At 63.1% G+C, this 17,133-nt stretch carries 16 protein-coding genes; 4 read left to right on the forward strand and 12 right to left on the reverse strand.

The features are described 5' to 3' along the window. Nucleotides 1-65 precede the first annotated feature (65 nt). On the forward strand, nt 66-995 hold the full coding sequence (locus tag C2U47_RS04680) for an MlaD family protein (protein ID WP_000433686.1): 930 nt from the start codon (nt 66-68) through the stop codon (nt 993-995). A 92-nt stretch (nt 996-1,087) separates the two neighbouring features. Then, nucleotides 1,088-1,687 carry an ABC-type transport auxiliary lipoprotein family protein gene (locus C2U47_RS04685; protein WP_003124411.1) on the forward strand — a complete coding sequence of 200 codons (600 nt, stop codon included), beginning with the start codon at nt 1,088-1,090 and terminating at the stop codon, nt 1,685-1,687. A gap of 66 nt (nt 1,688-1,753) precedes the next feature. Here C2U47_RS04685 and C2U47_RS04690 read toward each other — a convergent pair whose 3' ends face one another. From C2U47_RS04690 to C2U47_RS23720, 9 genes are all read right to left on the reverse strand, one after another. Then, nucleotides 1,754-3,745, reverse strand: a complete 1,992-nt coding sequence (locus C2U47_RS04690) for a relaxase/mobilization nuclease domain-containing protein (protein ID WP_103261471.1) — start codon at nt 3,743-3,745, stop codon at nt 1,754-1,756. A gap of 436 nt (nt 3,746-4,181) precedes the next feature. Next, the gene (locus C2U47_RS04700; RefSeq protein ID WP_004883067.1) at nt 4,182-4,781 is read right to left on the reverse strand and encodes a S26 family signal peptidase; all 600 of its coding nucleotides are present in this window, start codon (nt 4,779-4,781) and stop codon (nt 4,182-4,184) included. Continuing rightward, nucleotides 4,778-5,323, reverse strand: a complete 546-nt coding sequence (locus C2U47_RS04705; RefSeq protein WP_004883064.1) for a DUF2840 domain-containing protein — start codon at nt 5,321-5,323, stop codon at nt 4,778-4,780. The genes C2U47_RS04700 and C2U47_RS04705 overlap by 4 nt, the downstream gene beginning before the upstream one ends. Beyond that, nucleotides 5,320-5,595 (reverse strand): hypothetical protein, encoded by a 276-nt coding sequence (locus C2U47_RS04710; RefSeq protein ID WP_004883063.1) that lies wholly within the window; start codon nt 5,593-5,595, stop codon nt 5,320-5,322. The genes C2U47_RS04705 and C2U47_RS04710 overlap by 4 nt, the downstream gene beginning before the upstream one ends. Beyond that, nucleotides 5,592-6,230 (reverse strand): ParA family partition ATPase, encoded by a 639-nt coding sequence (gene parA / locus C2U47_RS04715; protein ID WP_004883061.1) that lies wholly within the window; start codon nt 6,228-6,230, stop codon nt 5,592-5,594. Before parA ends, C2U47_RS04710 begins: the two co-directional genes overlap by 4 nt. Nucleotides 6,231-6,495: 265 nt before the next feature. Then, complete coding sequence (locus C2U47_RS04725) at nt 6,496-7,314, reverse strand: replication initiator protein A (RefSeq protein WP_425267602.1); 819 nt, start codon at nt 7,312-7,314, stop codon at nt 6,496-6,498. Nucleotides 7,315-7,364: 50 nt separating this feature from the next. After that, nucleotides 7,365-7,649: a helix-turn-helix transcriptional regulator gene (locus tag C2U47_RS04730; RefSeq protein WP_004883058.1), complete on the reverse strand. Its 285-nt coding sequence runs from the start codon at nt 7,647-7,649 to the stop codon at nt 7,365-7,367. A 112-nt stretch (nt 7,650-7,761) separates the two neighbouring features. Next, nucleotides 7,762-8,529 (reverse strand): DUF2285 domain-containing protein, encoded by a 768-nt coding sequence (locus tag C2U47_RS04735; RefSeq protein ID WP_004883055.1) that lies wholly within the window; start codon nt 8,527-8,529, stop codon nt 7,762-7,764. A 343-nt stretch (nt 8,530-8,872) separates the two neighbouring features. Further along, entirely contained in the window at nt 8,873-9,424 is a 552-nt protein-coding gene (locus C2U47_RS23720) for a DUF2958 domain-containing protein (RefSeq protein WP_004883053.1), read from the reverse strand. 79 nt (nt 9,425-9,503) lie between these two features. Here C2U47_RS23720 and C2U47_RS04745 point away from each other — a divergent pair, with 79 nt between their 5' ends. Next, nucleotides 9,504-9,836 carry a helix-turn-helix domain-containing protein gene (locus C2U47_RS04745; protein WP_004883052.1) on the forward strand — a complete coding sequence of 111 codons (333 nt, stop codon included), beginning with the start codon at nt 9,504-9,506 and terminating at the stop codon, nt 9,834-9,836. Nucleotides 9,837-10,138: 302 nt separating this feature from the next. Here the strand turns inward: C2U47_RS04745 and C2U47_RS04755 are convergent, their stop codons facing one another. From C2U47_RS04755 to C2U47_RS04775, 3 genes are all read right to left on the reverse strand, one after another. Further along, nucleotides 10,139-10,453, reverse strand: coding sequence for a DUF736 domain-containing protein (locus C2U47_RS04755; RefSeq protein ID WP_004883051.1), 315 nt, complete (start codon nt 10,451-10,453; stop codon nt 10,139-10,141). An 810-nt stretch (nt 10,454-11,263) separates the two neighbouring features. Next, complete coding sequence (locus C2U47_RS04770) at nt 11,264-13,336, reverse strand: ParB/RepB/Spo0J family partition protein (protein ID WP_103261472.1); 2,073 nt, start codon at nt 13,334-13,336, stop codon at nt 11,264-11,266. An 80-nt stretch (nt 13,337-13,416) separates the two neighbouring features. Further along, nucleotides 13,417-14,247, reverse strand: a complete 831-nt coding sequence (locus C2U47_RS04775) for a DUF932 domain-containing protein (protein WP_103261473.1) — start codon at nt 14,245-14,247, stop codon at nt 13,417-13,419. A gap of 282 nt (nt 14,248-14,529) precedes the next feature. Between C2U47_RS04775 and C2U47_RS04785 the strand changes: the two genes are divergently transcribed. Next, the gene (locus tag C2U47_RS04785; protein ID WP_233735863.1) at nt 14,530-17,100 is read left to right on the forward strand and encodes an ATP-binding protein; all 2,571 of its coding nucleotides are present in this window, start codon (nt 14,530-14,532) and stop codon (nt 17,098-17,100) included. The last annotated feature ends 33 nt before the right edge of the window (nt 17,101-17,133 follow it).

Consider the following 17,133-nt stretch of genomic DNA (forward strand, 5'->3'; position numbering starts at 1 on the left):
CCGTCGCGCACGCATTGGGCTGGGCGCACGCAATATTTAAACTCTGAGAACGAGGTGGTCTGATCATGGAACCACGTGCCCATCATGTATTCATTGGTCTGTTCGTCGTGCTGCTCGGTGCGATTGGTATTGGCTTCGCGCTTTGGCTCAGCGACACACGTTCCGACCACGATTACCAGTATTACCGGATTATGTTCGATGAGCCAGTGACCGGGCTTACGCCCGGCAGCCAGGTTCAGTACAGCGGAATCACGATTGGCGAAGTCGTTGCACTTTCTCTTTCACCGCGAGACCCAAGGCGGGCGATAGCGCGCGTACGCATCAATGCCACCATCCCGGTCCGGCAGGATACCCGCGCTGAATTGGTCATCACGGGAATTACCGGCAACGCGGTGATCGAGTTGAGCGACGGTGGGCCAAACGTGCCATTGCTGGATCGGAGAGAGGACGAGGAACCGTTGATCCTCGCACCACGTTCGGCGATGGCATCCCTGGTCTCCGGTGAGGGGAACAGCATGACGACACTCAACGGCATCTTGCTGCGCACGCAGGAGTTACTGTCGAAGGAGAATTTGGCTCTTGTGCACCGCAGTCTGGTGAATCTTGAACAGACCACGGGCGCGGTCGCTGACCAGAGGGCCGAGATCGCGACGTTAATCAGCAATCTGACCGAAGCAAGCAGAGAATCGACAGCTGCCGTGCGCCAAGCAAATAGCACTCTTCGCGATGCCAACCTGCTACTAAATAACGATGGTAAGCAAATCATGGTGAACACGCGTGATGCAACGGCATCCCTCGAACGCGCCGCTTTCAGGGTTGAGACGCTACTGCAAAACAATCAGGAATCGCTGAACCAGGGCTTGGCCGCCACAGGTCCTGCCATGCACGAACTCCAGCAGGCGCTGGCCAATCTAAACACCGTGCTGCGCCGACTGGATCGCAATCCGGCGCAATACCTGCTCGGTGGAGAGAACATTGAGGAAACCAAGCCGTGAACACTTCCGCCAGGATGATTCCCGTCGCTGCCGTGACTATGACGCTAGTACTCGGCTTGTCCGCGTGCAGTGTGCTTCCCAAAGCAGCTCCAATGGTCACCTACAAATTGCCCGACTATCACATCGCCCAGGCGGAGAGTACGCCGCGCGCCGTTCCGGGACCCGGGGCGCTGCGCGTCTACGCCCCTGAGAGTAGTCGCGTCCTGGATTCGGAGCGGCTGTTCATTGCGCAGCCCGATGGTCGCTTGTCGGCTTGGCAAGGAGTGCGTTGGGCCGACCCCGCACCGGTGCTGCTGCGTGACCGAATCGTCGAAGCCTTCATGCGCGATGGGCGGTCGACTTCCGTGATTACCGATAGCACCCCAATGAGCGCCGATATGGAGTTGCGCAGTACGCTGCGGGCGTTCCAGCTCGAATACCGCGGCACTGAAGCGATCGCCGCGGTTCGGCTCGATGTGCAACTGGTCGATCCGGCCAAACGGACTGCTATTGCCAGTAGACGCTTCGAAGCAATCCAAGCCACAGGCAGCAAGCGAGAGGCCGATGTGGTGAGCGCGTTCGGTGTCGCCACGGATATATTGGCCGGGCAGATCGTTGAATGGGCAGTTCAGGTCGGGGCAGCGCGTTTGCGAGTTGCACCGGAATTGGCAAGCAACCATGCACCCACAGCGTCGTCGATAAGCACAGACTAGTCGTCTTAACGGAGCACAGAAGCTAGGGCCAAAACGCTGCTCGACACCTTAACTCGGTACGACAGCCTACGGCCCCGATCCAATCCCAGGACCTCTTTGCCGTCCAACCTCCCATGACACACCGCCGCCGCGTACAGTCGCGGCGATCTGCTGCCCCAGTCGTGGCTCGATTATCGGCCGCCAAGGCACCAGACTGAATCCCATGCCGTCATCGAGCAGCGCATAGCGACCGCTGGCGAGCATAATGGAACGCCGGTAGATACCGGCTACGCGCTGCCCGTCGGCCACCGGGCGATGCTCTAGGCCGGTTTCCGCCGCAATGTCCTTGGCGGCTTGTGCCAGTTCCCGACTGCGCAGCGTGCCCAGCAGATTCCGGGCAAGGATCACGCGCTGCCCGCGCCGCTCGGCTAGCCCTTGTTCGGCCAGGAAGTTGGCGCGCTGCTGCATAGCCTGCTTGGCGTCGCCGCCAAAGCCCAGTTCGCCCAGCCCACGACCGCCGCCGATCAATTGTTGGTCGAGCCAAGTCGCGCCGATCACGCGCACCTGCCGCTCGATGGGCAGATGCGTTTTCAGCTCCACGGACACACCGCCCAGCCGTTGCGCGTCGTACTGACGGCCACGCTCGGCCATGTCGTCCGGCACCTTCCATAGCCCTTCGGCCACGCGCTCCACGATGCAAGCCCGGCGCAGGGCTTCCAGCCGCCGGACATGAGCGGCGACGACTTCCTGCGGGTCGCGTCCGGGCGTAGCCCGGCCCTGCTCGATTACCAGGTGATGATCGGTGCGGTACAGGCCATCGCTCGCCAGCGAGGCGATGTTCTTGTCGGCCGTGCGCACCTCAGTCGAACCCTTCACCTCTACCACAGCGCCCGTGGGATAGTTCGCCAGTTCGTCGCGGGCGTTCAGTGCAACGTAGTGGGCCTTACCGTCCGTGCCGTCGATGATCAGATAGCCTCGGTCGTGCAACTCATCGGCAAGCCCCTTCGCGGCCACGCGGCCGATGAGGCTGCGACCATCGTCGCCCGGCTCGAACACCGCCAGCTCACGCGGCTGGCCGCTCATGGCCCGCTGCATCGTTCGGATGATGTCGCCACGCTCACCCAGGGCACGCAAGGTCTTCTCGGCATCGGCATGAATGGCCCAGGTGCCGGGCTGCACCTCGTCGGCTAGGCCCAGGCGCTGCAAGCGTTGCAGGCGGCCGATCAGCAGCAGGCGCTGGCGTTGCAACCTCGGCTCGTTGAGCCGTTCGACATGCACCCGGCCATCCTCGCCGGTCTCGCGCTGCAAGGTGCGATCCAGGCTCGTCCACCGCTCCTGTTCCACCTCGCGCCTCAAGGTCTGCTGAATCTCCAGTTCGGTGCGCGGCCCCAGCCACTCGGTCGCCAGCTCGGCGGCGCGATGGCGGAAGCCGTGGGCGATGTAGTCACCCGCGATGATGAGGTCTTTGCCGGTGTCGTCGCGCCCGCGCACGATCAGGTGGGTGTGCGGGTTGTCGGTGTTCCAGTGATCCACCGCCACCCAATCCAGCCGCGTGCCCAGGTCGGCTTCCATGCGGCTCACCAGATGCCGGGTGTAGGTGCGCAGGTCGTCCAGCTCGGCCCCGTCCTCGGGCGAGACGATGAAGCGGAAATGGTGCCGGTCGTCGGCGCAGCGTTCCTTGAAGGCGTCCAGATCGGCTTCGTCGGCCTGTGGCCCGTAGCCCCGGCCCGGTTCGCCATCGCGACCCGCGCCGTCGCGCTCGATGTAGCGCAGGTGCTTGGCGAGCGATTGCGGGCTGGCCCGCTGGTGATTGACCAGCAAGGTCTTGATGGTCACGCGCCGCGACATGGGCATTAGCTTCGCCCCGGCGAAGCGCGCCGCCGTGTGGCCACGTCCGAGCCGAGAGCCGGGCCGCTGGCCGGTGCCAGCCGCGCCAGGACGGCGTACTGCCGACTTGCCGCTGCTGGCTTTGCCGGCCTGCTTGAGCACCTTGGAAACGAAGCTCTGCCCCTGGCCCTTGCCCCGGTTCTTCGGGGCGCTGGGGCGCACGCGAAAGTCGTCGTCGCGGCTGTCGGTCATGGCTGCGCTCCCCGCAAGCTTGGGCGTGTCCTGTCGTGCGAAGCACGCGGACATGCCAGCATTGGCGCGACCCTCGCGCCAAACGCGGCACGGTGGCGAAGCCGCTCCGTGCCGCGTTCCCCCCATGTGCTGACTGGCTTTCGACGCGGCCAGGTGCCGCGTCCTTTTGTCTTGCCTTCCGCCTTTGCCCTTCGCTGTCGCTCCAGGCAACGGCGGCCCGGCGGCGCTGCTGCGTGAACAGACAGCGCGCCGGCGAAAGCGCCAATGGCCGCAGGCCGGGCGCGTTCGAGGCAAGACGCCTGAACGTTGGACGGCTGCGCCGGATGCTGCGCGACGTGCGGTGCGAATGCACCGGCACGACAGGCGCAGCGACACTGAAGCAGCCAGCAGAACGACATGCCCGATGGCACGTCAGAGCGCAGCGAATCGGCGGCCATCATGGGCGTATCTCCGGCCACACCGGATGCGCAACGCCGATCACGGCGGATGCGCTGACCGGGCCGAAATAGCGGCTGTCGAACGATGCTGGATTCGTCACGCTCAACAGGAGCAGTTCGCCCGGTTCAAGGCGGCGGCAAAGCTGCAAGGACGGCAGCGCCCGGCCCAGCCGGTCGGCGGGCAGTACGGCGGCCGAAGGCACGCCGTCGATGCGTACCTGACCGGCGACGATGCAGACGTGTTGCGGCGCGACCGCGCCCACACGTTTGAGCAGCGGAACGCGCGTCGGCAGGTAGCCGCGCTGCGCAGCGAGCGCGGCAGCCGTGGCCGGAAGCGGCACCAGCACGATGCTGTCCACGGACAACGGACGTGGCAGCGAGGCGGTGCGCGGGTCGAACGGGTCAATGCGATACCAGCCGACCGCCACGCTGTCGGACGGGTTGTAGGTCAGACGCGGCAGCGGCGACACGAAAGCCGCCCAGGCCAGCGCAGCGAAGCCGATGGCGGCCAGTGTCGCCAGCACGATGCGAGCGCGCAGGCGTGAGCGAGGACGCGGCGCCACGTCGGGCGCGTTGGGTGTGGTGGTCGGGGCGGTCATGGCAGCACCTTCCCGGCCAGCCAGGCGGTATGCCGCTCGGTGGTGTATTCAGGCAGCGCAAGGCGAGCCGCAAGACGGTTGCCCAGCGTGCGCCAGTACGCCGGCGACACGTCGATGGCAGCGATGCCCAGCGCCTCGATGCCGTCGATGCGCTCCAGCACGGCGCGCACGTTGGCATCGCCTTCGGTGTGTAGGAGCAAGCGCGCGCCCGGCTGAACACCGGGGATGCGCTGCGCCGCGTCCAGCGGTGTGCAAGCCTGCATCACCATGAGTTGCCAGCGGATCGTGCCGTAGTCGTTGGCCTGCCAGCGGATGCGGCAGAGCATCGCGCCCGGCAGGAACACCGCGCAGCGCCGCCAGCGGTCGAGCTGAAGCGTGCGCGCCGGTTCGCCGAAGCGCAGGTAGAGCTTGAAGCGATGTTCGAGGTAGGCCAGCGAAACGCGCGTCAGCGGCACATTGCCGGCCTGTCCGGCGAGTGCCGAAAGCGCAGGCAGCGGCGCAGCCGGTGCCGCGTTCGCGGCAGGCCAAGCGAATGCGTTCATGGTGTGTTCTCCGGCGGAAACTCCCGCTCCAGCAGGCCGCGCAGCAGGTCGGCCACGGTCACGCCTTGCGTGAAGGCCGACACCTTGATGCGCGCCCGCATGGCGGGCGTGATGTCGAGCGTGAGGCGGGCCGTGTAGAGGTCGCCTTTGCCCAGCGCGTCGGCATCGCCCTGACGAATCCACGCCTCGGCGTGCGGATTCGCGGGCGGACGTGCGCCGATGCCGACGCGCTTGCCCGTGCGTTTGCTGTTGGGTGGCTGCTGCGCTGTCATGTCGGCCACCGCAGCAGTTCGTCCACCAGGGCGGTGATTTCGCGGGCGGCGGCACTGTCGGGCGCTGTCTCGCGTGCGAGCCGGCCAGCGGCCACGCTGTCGGCGAAGACGATGCGCTGATGCACCTCCGAGCGCAGCGCGGGCAGCGGCTGTTCGGCGAGCGATTGCCGCGCCTCGCGCCCGATGATGGTGGTGCTGACGCGCCGGTTGATGACGAAGGCCGCGCGGAGCAGCGGCCGGAACACCTGCGCCTCGCGGATCAGCGAAACCATTTCCGAGCTGGCCCAGAGGTCGTAGGGGCTGGGCTGCACCGGGATCAGCACGCGCTCGGCCGCCAGCAGCGCGGAGCGCGCCAAGGCGGCGATGCGCGGCGGCCCGTCGATGATGACGTGATCGGCCCGCCTGGCGAGTTCTGGCGCTTCCTGATGCAGCGTTTCGCGTGCGAGGCCCACGGCGCTGAACAGCCGTGGCAAGCCTTGCTGGCTTCTGCGCTGCGTCCAGTCCAGGGATGAACCCTGCGGGTCGGCATCGAGCAGGACGACATGCTGGCCGCGCATCGCCAGTTCGCCCGCGATGTGCGTGGCGAGCGTGGTCTTGCCGACACCGCCTTTCTGGTTGAGCAGAGCGAGGATCATGGCGCGGCCCTCCCTGCTGGAAAGCCGGGCTTTACCTGCCGTGCAAAACGCTGTTCGCCGTGCCGTTTCTCGGTTGTCCACCGAAACGGCGCGCTTCTACTAAAAGTTATGTATTTCTTGTTAGGGAAGTTAGAGGGGCCGCAAACCCGCGCCGTTATTGGCTTTCCGGCGTTTTCGTACTCCTGATAGCACGATAGGCGTACTCCCGATAGCACGATACCCGGTACTCCTGATAGCACGAGGCCGTCCACACCTTTTCCACGAGTTATCCCCGTGCCGTGTGCAGCACGGGCCGGAAGGTCAGCAGTTCTTGTCCGTCGTCCGGCATTCGCTCGATGCCCAGGACGTAGCCGGGCAGCGACTGCCGCGCCACCAGGACGCGCAGGTCGTAAGCGAAGTCGGAGAAGCGCGCAGCGCTGCCCGACTTGCGGTGCAGGTGCCGGAAGTCGAATTGCCAGCCGCCCGGCTGCTTGCCGCCGTGCTTGCGCACCAGGCGGTACAGCCAGCGCTCGATCCCGCCCTTCAAGCGGAAATAGGCTGGGTCGATGGTCAGCACCAAGGCGGCATCGAGCACGCCCGCATAGAACCAGTCCGGCAGGATCAGTTCGATGCCCAGCGGCACGCCGCTGGCATCGGCCAGTTCCTTCCACTCGTTGATCCACGAGAAGCGATGCAATCGCCTTCCCGTGGTTTCGCGGATGGACGTGGCCACCGTGGTCGATTGCAGCCGGTCGAGCGCGGCTTTCAGGCGCAGGTAGTCGTTGAGAGACGTGCCGCGCCCGATGAAGCGCAGGATCTCGTAGGGAGTGGCGCGTATCCAGCGCGACGGGCGCAAGCCCGCGTCGCGCGCCTCCACGATCTGCGAGGCGGCCCAAATCAGCAGGTCGGCATCCCATATCGTTGCGATGCCGTGCTCCTGCGTACCCTCCACGCGGATGGTGATGCCGCCGGCGCGGAAGTCGATCGGCGCGGTACGCCGCGACTTCGCCAGCGAGAAGAACGGAAAGGCCATCAAGTCCTGGCTGTCGCGGGGTGCCATGTCGCCCGGCAGCGCGCGGAACAGGTCGAGCTGTTCGCGCTGCAAGGCTTGCCCTGGCGGGCTGGACATGGCGACGGCCACCCACGCGCCAGCGATCAGCGGCCATCACGGTAATCGCCCGCGTGGCGTTCGGCATATTCCGGGTCGGAAGTCGCCTCGTAGCTGCGCTGGTCGGCCCAGGCATCGAGGTCGGACACCGCGTACATGACGCGGCGGCCGAACTTGCGGAACTTCGGGCCGCCGCCGATCACGCGCTGTTTCTCCAGCGTGCGTGGCGACAGGCGCAGGTACTCGGCGGCTTCGTCGTTGGTCAGGTAGCGTTGGGGCTGCGCAGGCGCAGCGACAGCAGCGGCGGCAGGCCGCAAGGGAGCGGGTCGCATGGGATGTACCTCCATCAAGCCCGGCCACACCACGCGGCCGGTTAGAGGCACTTTCAAGAAAGCGAGGCTGCTTGCTAAGGGACGATCTACGGGGGACGCGAAACGTCCCCCCCTACTGCAACGGCGGCGGAAGCTGTGCCAGGCGGCGATAGCCGCCACGCATCAGCGCATCGCCACGACGTACCAGCCGCCGCACGCGGGCACGTAAGGCGCTGTCCTTGTGCCAGTCGGCGGCGACGGCATCGGCGCCGAACAGCCCTTCGGCCACTTCGCGCAATGACGCGCCCGCCAGGGTCGCGTCGAGCGTCTGCAAGGTGTGCAGTTCCAGCACCGCGGCCGTCGTGGGCCTGGAACGGGCCGCCGCCGCAGGCGTGGCAACCGTGGCCACGGCCAATGCGTCCAGCTCGGACGCGAGCGTGCGATAGCGCGCGCAGGGCGTGGCGCAGGCGCGGGTGGCGTAGAGGTAGGCCATGCCGTCTTCCAGGCCCGGCGCGAGCGCGAGCCGCAGGCAGCAGCCGGGCCAATGCGACACCAGCACCAGGCGCTTGCCGTCGTGGATCAGTTGCTTGCGGCCAGGGACGCGCCAGAACTCGAAGGCATGGGCTTCGGGTGGCGGGTCATCGTCCGGGTAAACCTGCACGACGGCATCGTGATCGGGAAACCAGGCCGGATGCGCGTCGCGCGCATCCAGGGCTGGGTCTTCCAGCAGGCGCAGGCCCCACGCCTGCGCCGTGTCCGGCCGGCGGCGGCGGCGCAGCCAGTCGCGGCGGTAGTCGGGATTTCGGCGCAGGTATTCCCACGCCAGCGCAGGGCCGTCAAGGTGCAGAACGTAGAGATAGGCCGCTGTCGGATACCAGTGTTCGGCGCTGCGATCAGTCATGGCGAAACCTCCCTCTGTTTGGGATGCGTCGCCACGATTTCCGCGATGCGGGAACTATCGAAATGCCATCAGGTCGTCATCAAAATTGGTTAGGCTGTAACTGTCGGTGTCAAGACCATTTGGCTCTGCGTGTTGCGGAAATCGTCTGAATGCGACGGCTACGCCTTCAGGAAAATGACGCGCAGCACCGAACACCGTGCCGCAGCCCGCGCCCAAGATCAGGACTGTTTTCAACAGGATCGCACCACTTCGGTGCAAGAATGCGGATTCAGACCTGCACGGTCTTGATCAAGATTGAAATAGTCACGATGCGCCCCGGCTGGCTAGGCCGCGCTGGTTTTCATCAGTCCGTGATCGCGCCGTTCTCCTGCGCCAGCCGGACGTACTCCGATAACGGGCGCACCGCCTGGAAATACCGATCCCGCCGCACCGGCAGCTTGCGCGGCCCGACGATGCCCGCCAGGTCGGACAGCTTGACCATCCCGAGCTCAGGCATACCGATACCGAGGTCGATCAGGCCGTAGGCCGTGTCGCCATCCGCCGGGTCGAGCGACACCAGCAGCCAGGTCACATGCGCGTCCGGGGTGAACAAGCGCACCACGGGCAGCGGGTCGAGCCGCTGACCAGCGGCGAGCGCCGCGCCGTGGGCCAGCAGCCGGGCGCGTTCATCAGCGGTGACAAGCGGCAGGGTCATGGGCAGCTTCTCCACGAAACCGACGATGCGCGAATGCGCTTTGGTGCCGAAGCGCAGAACTGCCGAAACGCATCCGTGCATTCGTGTGGAAGCACCGATGTGCAAGCCATCGCATCCGTAGAAGAACAGAAGCGCCGAAGCGGAATTGTCGGAAGCCGGAAAGACACGGATGCGATTCCCCGGTTCTGTCGGAATCCGCATCTGCGGATTTCCGTAAAAGCACGAAAGCGGGCCTTTCAGCCATGAATGAACACTATAGATTGTAGCCCTATAGGGCGCAATGGGCTGTCATCTTGGTTTTTATGGGGAAACCAAGTTAGTGACAGCGAAACACTCATTGGCAACGGCAATACGGACAGTCAGGAAGGCGCGAGGCTTGAGCCAGGAAGCGTTCTCCGACGTGTCCAGCCGCACCTATATGAGTACGCTGGAGCGCGACTTGAAAAGTCCGACCCTGCACAAGCTGACCGAGCTGTGCGAGGTCATGGAAGTGCATCCGCTGACGCTGTTGACGCTGGCCTACGCCGGCGACGACACGCACAAGGCCGACGAACTGCTGGCGCGGGTGCGCCAGGAGTTCGAGGCCGTGCTGAAAGAGCGCGACGCGCCCTAGCGCGTCTGAATGCCCGCAAGCGGAGCGCGCAGCGCCGCCAGGCGCGAAGGCGTGAGGGATTGAAGCCGAATGGACATGACGCCATTGGCGGCATGGGGCGCAGCCCGAAAGCCCGGCGGCGCAATGCGCCGACACGCCATGCTGTTCCTACTGCCACGGGCTTCGAGCCATTCGACCATCACCAATGCAATGCTGGCCTTGGACATGCGGGACATGGGGCAACTGCCGAAACCCTGTGCGTGCGATGCTGCGATCAGCAGCACCGCGCCCCGCCGCAATGGGCGGGGCGCGGTGGGCGGCCGTCAGGCCGCCTTGGGCTTGCTGCGCGACCAGATGAGGTCGTGCGTGTCATTCTCGCCTTCGATCAGGCGGGCATAGACCGTCGCCGGGAATGAAGGATCGTCGATGGCCACCGACAGGTAATCCCGCCCGGCCTCGCTGGTTTTCTTCCACGCCGCGCCGAAGTCGTGGCCGGCCGCTTGCAGGCGGAAGTCCGGGGCGCTTTCGTTCTCGCCCTTGTCGTTGGGAACCAGCTTGACCTTGAAGTTGAGGGTCAGGGTGCGGAGCTGGCCGGTGAAGCCGTCTTTCTCTGCGGTGAAGGTGCCGATGTTAGCCATGATGATTTCTCCTTTCGGGTTGAACAAGGTCGCGCCAGTGCGTCCTTGTTGTGATCCGTCCGGCGGGGGATGGGCTGGCCGCACCGCGCAGCGGTCGCAACACCGTGGAGAACCTGGAAGCGAAAAGAATTTGTCCCGCGAGGAATGCGCGCAGCGCAGGGGGAATTGTTTTCGCTGGAAGGTTGCGGCCATGAAGCCCAGCCACCGCCAGGATTCACAACAACACAAGGACGTACTGGCCGCCCGCTCCCGAATGGAGGCATGGCCGACTCGGCATCCCCGCGCGACGGCTTCACCGGCCTGCGCCCTGACACGGGCAAGGACAATGCCCAGCGACAAGGTGAAAGCGTCCCTACTGCTGCTTGCGGCCCTTTGCGTGAGGCGTGGCGTGGAAGCTCCATTGCAAGGCCGGGCGGCGTGTCGGTGAACCGTCCTTCGTGACGTACAGGCGACGAACCGCCAGCGTCGAGGACGGCACGCTTTCGTGCAACCTGCGGCAGCAAGCCGGGGCGTAGCCCCACACGCCCGTCCATTGCGGTGGGGCGCGTTCGGAATGTCGTCGGCGCTGTGCGCCGACGCACTTATGGGCTTCGAGGGTTTCCCGCGCACAAGGTCACTTGTGCGCCGCCCCTTCGCCGTCCGCCCGAAGGCGGCGAAGGGGCGTTCTGGCTTTGGGCTTGGAAACCGGGCGCGGCCACCGCCGCGCCCGGATTTTTGACCATCGGCACCAGGGCGGAACGGCCTGGGGCCGATGCTGATGGAAAAGCGAAGCGCCCCGGCCGAAACCGGGGCGCTCGGTGGTGGTGAAGGTCAGGCGGCGAGTGCGTGGGCCTGCTGCTCGTCGTCGTTGTCGATGGCTTCCGGCTCGTCGTTCGTCACCGCCTGCGGCGCATCCTGCGCCGTGGTGTCGTCGGTGCCTTCGGCCTTGAAGATGGCAGGCATCCAGCCGGTGCCATCGGCCAGCCGCTCGGCTTCGCTGGCAATGTCGGCCTTCTTCAACTTCGCCAGCCGGGTGACGTGCGCCGGGGCGTACTGCTCCACGGCTTCCAGAATCGCGGCCTTCGGCACATGCCGGAAATAACCCTCATTGGTGGGCTTCCACCATGCGGCCATGTCCAAGCCGACAGCCTGCGCCAGTTCCGCGCCCGGTTGCTGCGGCGTGGCGCGGGGCGTCACCACGTCCACCGTGACGGCCACGCATGCCGCCAGCAGGCGCACCAGTTCATCTTGCGACTTCGCCAGCAGCACGGCAAACAGGTCGGCGCTGTCCTCCGGCAAGCCATCGCCTGCTACCTGCTGCAACTCGCGCAGCGCCATGGCAGCGGGCGAATCCGGTATATCCGGGGCGATGCCTTCCAGCCGGTCTTGCACTTTGAGGCTCACACCCAGCGCCAAGTCGTGACCGTAGTGGCTTCCCTGCAAGATGCTCTGCACCATGCCATGCGCCAGCGCGGCCAGCGCCACTTGCGGATGCCGGGCGACTTCGATTTGCAGCGCGGCGGTGCGGTGGGCGCTCAACCGCTGCGCCAGCTTGTCGGACATGGCGGCGGTCTTGGGCTGCCCGTCGCAGTCTCCGTCCTCGCCTTCGTCGTCGTTCTCGGCGCCCTCGCCGCTGAAACCTTGGCGCAGGCGTTCCAGTGTGCGCAGCGCCTTGGCCTCGGCCTCGCGCATCAACCCGCGATGAATCACTGCCTGCCCGTTGCGGTCGATGGTGACGATGGCACCGGCTGCGGCCTTCACGGTCGTGCCGTAGTCCTGCAAGCCATCTTCCAGCGCCTGCAACTGCTCGCCCACGGCTTCGCCTTCTTCCTGCAAGGCATCGGCCTTTTCCTCGTCCTCGGTATCAAGCGCGTCATCCACGGCGGCGGCCAGTTCGTGCATCTTGGTTTGCAGCTTCTCGATGCGCTGCGCTTCGCGCTTGGTCGGCTCGCGCCGCTCCCTCGGCGCACGCTGGAAAGCGTGCAGGTCGGCATGGGTCACGGCGGGGGTCGCATCCACCCACGCCCAGCCTTCGGCCTTCACCTCGGCGGCGATGCCTGCCAGCTTGTCTTGCGCCAGCCGTTCCAGCAGCGCGGCATCGGTCAGATACACGCCCGCATCGCCTTCCGCGAACAGGTCGCGGCGGATGCCGCCGCCTGCGGTTTCGTAGGTATCCAGCCCCACGAAACGCACCAGCGGATGCCGGTATGCGTCAATCTCGCGCTCGGTGAGACGGTCGCGCAATTGGGACGGGTTGCGCTGCCACGTCGGCGCGTCATAGAAAGCGCTTTCCTGCGCGGCGTGGTCGTCGGTAATGGCAAGGGCCATCAACTGATCGAGCGTCACGGCTTCGGCGCGGTAGTCGGCCAGCAGGCGCGGCGAGACGTTCGCCAGCTTCAAGCGGCGCTGCACCACCAGCGGCGTGACGCTGAAATCGGCGGCTATGTCCTCGATGGGTCGGCCTTCGGCCACCAGCGCGGCGAATGCCTCGAACTGGTCGGCGGGGTGCATGGCTTCGCGCTGCACGTTCTCGGTGAGGCTGGCCGTGCGGGCGGTGCCATCGGCCACCAGCAAGCAAGGCACGTCCCATTCCTTGCTGATGCGGCGCTTCTTCGCCAGCAGCTTCAACCCGGCCAGCCTGCGGCCACCGGCCACGACTTCGTAATGCTGGCCATCGGCGGCGGCAATGACGATGAGGTTTTGCAGCAGGCCGACACGCTGGATAGATGCGGCCAGTTCGGGAATAGACATGCGCGGGGTCTTGCGCACGTTGCGGCCAGCAGGACGCGACACTAGCCGCGACAGCGGAACCAAAATCAGGTTCTTGGTCGGGTCGGCGGCTTCCAGCGGGATAGCGGCGGCGGTGTTGAGGGCGCGGGCTTCGGTTTGGGTAATGGCGTTCATGGTGATAACTCCTATCGGTTCAGGGATGCAGCAGCGAAGAAAGCGGCAAGGGCTGCTGCCTGCCCCTGCCGCGTGGGGAATCAGGCTTTCAACTGACGCAGGCCATCGGCCAGCATCCAGAGGGCGCGATTGAGGCGCACATCGGAATCAATGCCCTGCACCGGGCGGGTTTGCTGGCGGCGTCCGTTGGCGCTGCGGCCATGCAATCCGCCTTTGGTCAGGTTTTCTTGGGTGCGGTTGAATACGCTCCACAAGTCCGGGCGGCGGTCGTCGAAGCGGCGCGGCATCAGGATTTGCGATTCGGTGATGGGCGCGGGCTTGTTTTCGGTGGGGTCGTACTTCAAGGCGAGCGCGGAACGGGCGAACACTTCGGCTTCGCCTTCGTCCAGCGTGATAGCACGCATGGCATCGCGGGAATCCTTCACCCGGTCGAAGCCGCGCAAGACTTCGTAAGCGCCTTCGATGACTTGCCCGGAAACGTCGCCCTTGTGGGGCACGCGCACATCGGCCACGGTGTCGCCGCACACAAGGCCATTGCTGCACACGAACCGGAACATACCGGCCAGCATCTGATAGCTGCTGGTGCCATCATGCGAGTTCAGCAGCACGATTTCGTTGGCTTCCGCACCGTTGATCTGGCTGGCGTGGCGCAGGCGCAGCATGTGTTTGGTGTGCTCGCGCTTGCCTTCATCGCGCACGCGGGTTTGCGTCACCATGAAGGGCTGGAACCCTTCTTTGCGAAGCTCGGTCAGCACGGCGGCGGTGGGGATATAGGCGTACCGCTGCGAACGGCTCTCATGCGGCGCGTCCGCGAAGATGGACGGCGCTACGCGGTGAATCTGGTCATCGGTCAGCGGGTAATCGCTGCGCAGCGAGGGGGAACGGGAAGCGAAACGGGATGCGAGTTGCATGGTCTTTCTCCTGACGAAAAGGGTTTGCTGTTCAAACCGCACACCGGATTCCAAGATTCGGAGCCCAGCCTTTCGGCTGTTCTGTGCGGTTGGCACGAGGAACCCGGTTGGCCCTGTTGCCACCGTCTTTCCTGAGTTCATCGCCCGCGGCCAAAGGAGCGCGCGGACGGGGGCCGTCAAGGAGACAAGCGCAGGGTTGGTGCGGCCCGCAGGCGCAGCCGAGGACACGGCCCTGCGCGCCTTGACGGCACACGGGAGCGGGCTACGGTCGCGGAGAAGGTGATGGAGTCAGGGGAGACGGCTGGACATGGCAACGGCCGTCCCTGTGTGCCGAACCGCACGCAAGCGAAGCGCGCAGGCCCGGATCTAGGAAGCCGGGCCGTAGGCGTCAGGGATGTGGAAGGCTGGCGAATGCCAGTCCCGTCAGGGATGAGCGAAAAGCGAACCTGGAACAGCGCGGTCCGCGAAGCGGAGACGCAGGAGAACTCTTCGCTTATTATTTGTTTTGCAAGCAGATGCAACCAAAGCAAGAACACGGAGGTCCCAAAAATGATCGTCTGCATTAACCGCCTCAAGCAGTTCGGCATCTTCAACGACTTTAATGGAACGAAGATCCAGAAGTTCGGCCGGTACAACTTGGTCTATGGCTGGAACGGAACAGGCAAGTCAACCCTGTCGAACCTTTTCTCTTGCTTTGAGCTGCGCTCGATGGTTCCTCGCTTCAGTGCGGGCCAGTTTTCAGTAGGTTTGGAGGATGGCTCAACGATCACGGAAGCTACACTCCATTCATGCCAACTGAATATTCATGTCTTCAATCAACGCTTTGTGCATGAGAACATTGATTGGGACAAATCTGTAAAAAGCATCCTTCTGATTGCAAAAGAGAAGATTGATGACCTACAGAAGCTGGAGAAGTTAAAGGGCGAGCTTCAGTCGAAAAGGAAGGCTCACGACGAAAAGCAAGGCGATATAAAGAAGCAGCGCGAAGCGTTAGACAAGTTTCTGACCAATGCTGCCAAAAAAATGAAGCTAGGGCTTCAGGCGATTGATACAAGCGATAGCTATTACCTAAATTACGATCGCCGAAAGTTGTCCAATTTCATTCAGAGCAACGGTGAAGCCATCATCAAGGCCGATTCGGTTCTTTCAGATGAAAAAGTTATCGACCTTACGAATGCCGCGAAACCAGATCAGCTTCCAAGTATCAATTTCGTCTCAACATCCATTGAGCCGGATTACTTCAAGAAGGCATCAGGTCGAATCAGGGATTTGATTGGGACTACGGCGGTAAATCAAGCTATCCAGCGGTTGACTGATAACCCGGACATCCGTGAATGGGTTCAAACAGGCTTGGAAATCCATAAAAACCACGACTCGCAATCGTGCGAGTTCTGCGGCTCTACATTTACCCAGCTTCGTGCCGAGGCACTTGCTGCCCACTTCAGCAAAGAGTTCACGGATTTTCAGAGCCGACTTCAGAACGCGGCGACTTGGATTGAGTCTCAAGGCGCTCCAGCCAATCAGTTGCCCGCAGCGACCGAGTTTTATAAAGAACTATCGGCCGAGGCGGATAAGCTCCAAAAGGACTACGCAACCGCTGCTGAGAAGATTGATAAGCAAATGGACGGATGGCGCGAAGCCCTGAAGGCCAAGATCACAGACCCTGGAAAAACGGACATTCAAATCTCGGACGTGGTTGAAGATGACGTCAAAAACTTCAATGAGATTCTGAAGTCGATCGTCGCGCTCGTCGGAAAGCACAACAACAAGACTTCTAACTTCAAATCTGAGACCTCAAAAAGCAAAGTGGCACTGGAGCTACACTTTGCTGCGGCTGAGGTGCAAGAATTTGACTATGCTGGAAGTGAGAAGAAATGCAATGACCTTGAATCAGAAGCAAAAAACGACCACAAGGAAATTGAAAAAATTAGTCAAGAGGTCGGGGCTATAGAGGCGCTGCTCTCGAATGAAACGGTCGGAGCGAAGGAGTTCAATGACATCTTGCATCGCTTCATTGGCCGCTCTGAACTTTGTCTCAGCTTCAATCAGAAGAAGAAGGGTTATGAGATCATCAGAAACGGGGTGGGTGAGCATGATGGGAACTTGAGCGAAGGTGAGAAGACTGCGATTGCATTTGTGTACTTCATCACGAAGCTCAAAGAGAACGGAAACAACATCAAAGACACGATTGTCGTCGTTGATGATCCAGTCTCAAGCTTTGATTCAAACCACTTGTTCCATGCCTATTCGTTCCTGAGAACTCAATGTACTGAAGCAAAACAACTTTTTGTGCTGACCCACAACTTCACCTATTTCAAGCTAGTGCGAGACTGGTTCACTGGAGCGAATAGGAACAGGATCAACAAGGGAAAAACAGAGAACTGCTTTTTCTATCGACTGGATGCTCCACCCGGCTCACCACGCCATTCGTTGCTTGTTGATGCCGATGACTCTCTGAAAAATTACGGCTCTGAGTATCACTACATATTCAAGAAACTTTATGAGTACAGAGCCCATACGACTCTTAACAGAGATGAAGCATTTTTGACTGCGAACCTTGCGCGCAAGCTCGTTGAATCGTTCTTTACCTTCAAATATCCAAAGCGGAGAAGCGATATCAGTCAGTTGATGGATGTTGGTCTGAAAGACTGCATCATCACAACACCGGAGCTGAAGGAGAAGATCTATCGTTTTATCAACAAGTATTCGCATAGCGACGTAATCGAGATAACCGAGGAGTCCGCAGAAAACTTGGCAGGCGAAAGTCATAGCGTCATCGGGCACATTTTTCAGTGGTTGGAGGAAGTGGACAAGAAGCACTACGACGAGATGATTCAGGTTGCGACTACCTGAGCATCAAGCCGGCAAGGGCGAGAGCGGTGCTAC

Source organism: Aeromonas sp. ASNIH7, from assembly GCF_002903485.1.
Lineage (GTDB): Bacteria > Pseudomonadota > Gammaproteobacteria > Enterobacterales > Aeromonadaceae > Aeromonas > Aeromonas caviae.

Coding starts and splice junctions, on each gene's coding strand:
- C2U47_RS04735 (WP_004883055.1), bottom strand. CDS start 8,529: ATGACTGATCGCAGCGCCGAACACTGGTATCCGACAGCGGCCTATCTC.
- C2U47_RS04745 (WP_004883052.1), top strand. CDS start 9,504: ATGGGCTGTCATCTTGGTTTTTATGGGGAAACCAAGTTAGTGACAGCG.
- C2U47_RS23720 (WP_004883053.1), bottom strand. CDS start 9,424: ATGCGGATTCCGACAGAACCGGGGAATCGCATCCGTGTCTTTCCGGCT.
- C2U47_RS04700 (WP_004883067.1), bottom strand. CDS start 4,781: ATGACCGCCCCGACCACCACACCCAACGCGCCCGACGTGGCGCCGCGT.
- parA (WP_004883061.1), bottom strand. CDS start 6,230: ATGATCCTCGCTCTGCTCAACCAGAAAGGCGGTGTCGGCAAGACCACG.
- C2U47_RS04680 (WP_000433686.1), top strand. CDS start 66: ATGGAACCACGTGCCCATCATGTATTCATTGGTCTGTTCGTCGTGCTG.
- C2U47_RS04770 (WP_103261472.1), bottom strand. CDS start 13,336: ATGAACGCCATTACCCAAACCGAAGCCCGCGCCCTCAACACCGCCGCC.
- C2U47_RS04705 (WP_004883064.1), bottom strand. CDS start 5,323: ATGAACGCATTCGCTTGGCCTGCCGCGAACGCGGCACCGGCTGCGCCG.
- C2U47_RS04685 (WP_003124411.1), top strand. CDS start 1,088: ATGGTCACCTACAAATTGCCCGACTATCACATCGCCCAGGCGGAGAGT.
- C2U47_RS04710 (WP_004883063.1), bottom strand. CDS start 5,595: ATGACAGCGCAGCAGCCACCCAACAGCAAACGCACGGGCAAGCGCGTC.
- C2U47_RS04775 (WP_103261473.1), bottom strand. CDS start 14,247: ATGCAACTCGCATCCCGTTTCGCTTCCCGTTCCCCCTCGCTGCGCAGC.
- C2U47_RS04730 (WP_004883058.1), bottom strand. CDS start 7,649: ATGCGACCCGCTCCCTTGCGGCCTGCCGCCGCTGCTGTCGCTGCGCCT.
- C2U47_RS04690 (WP_103261471.1), bottom strand. CDS start 3,745: ATGACCGACAGCCGCGACGACGACTTTCGCGTGCGCCCCAGCGCCCCG.
- C2U47_RS04785 (WP_233735863.1), top strand. CDS start 14,530: ATGGAGTCAGGGGAGACGGCTGGACATGGCAACGGCCGTCCCTGTGTG.
- C2U47_RS04755 (WP_004883051.1), bottom strand. CDS start 10,453: ATGGCTAACATCGGCACCTTCACCGCAGAGAAAGACGGCTTCACCGGC.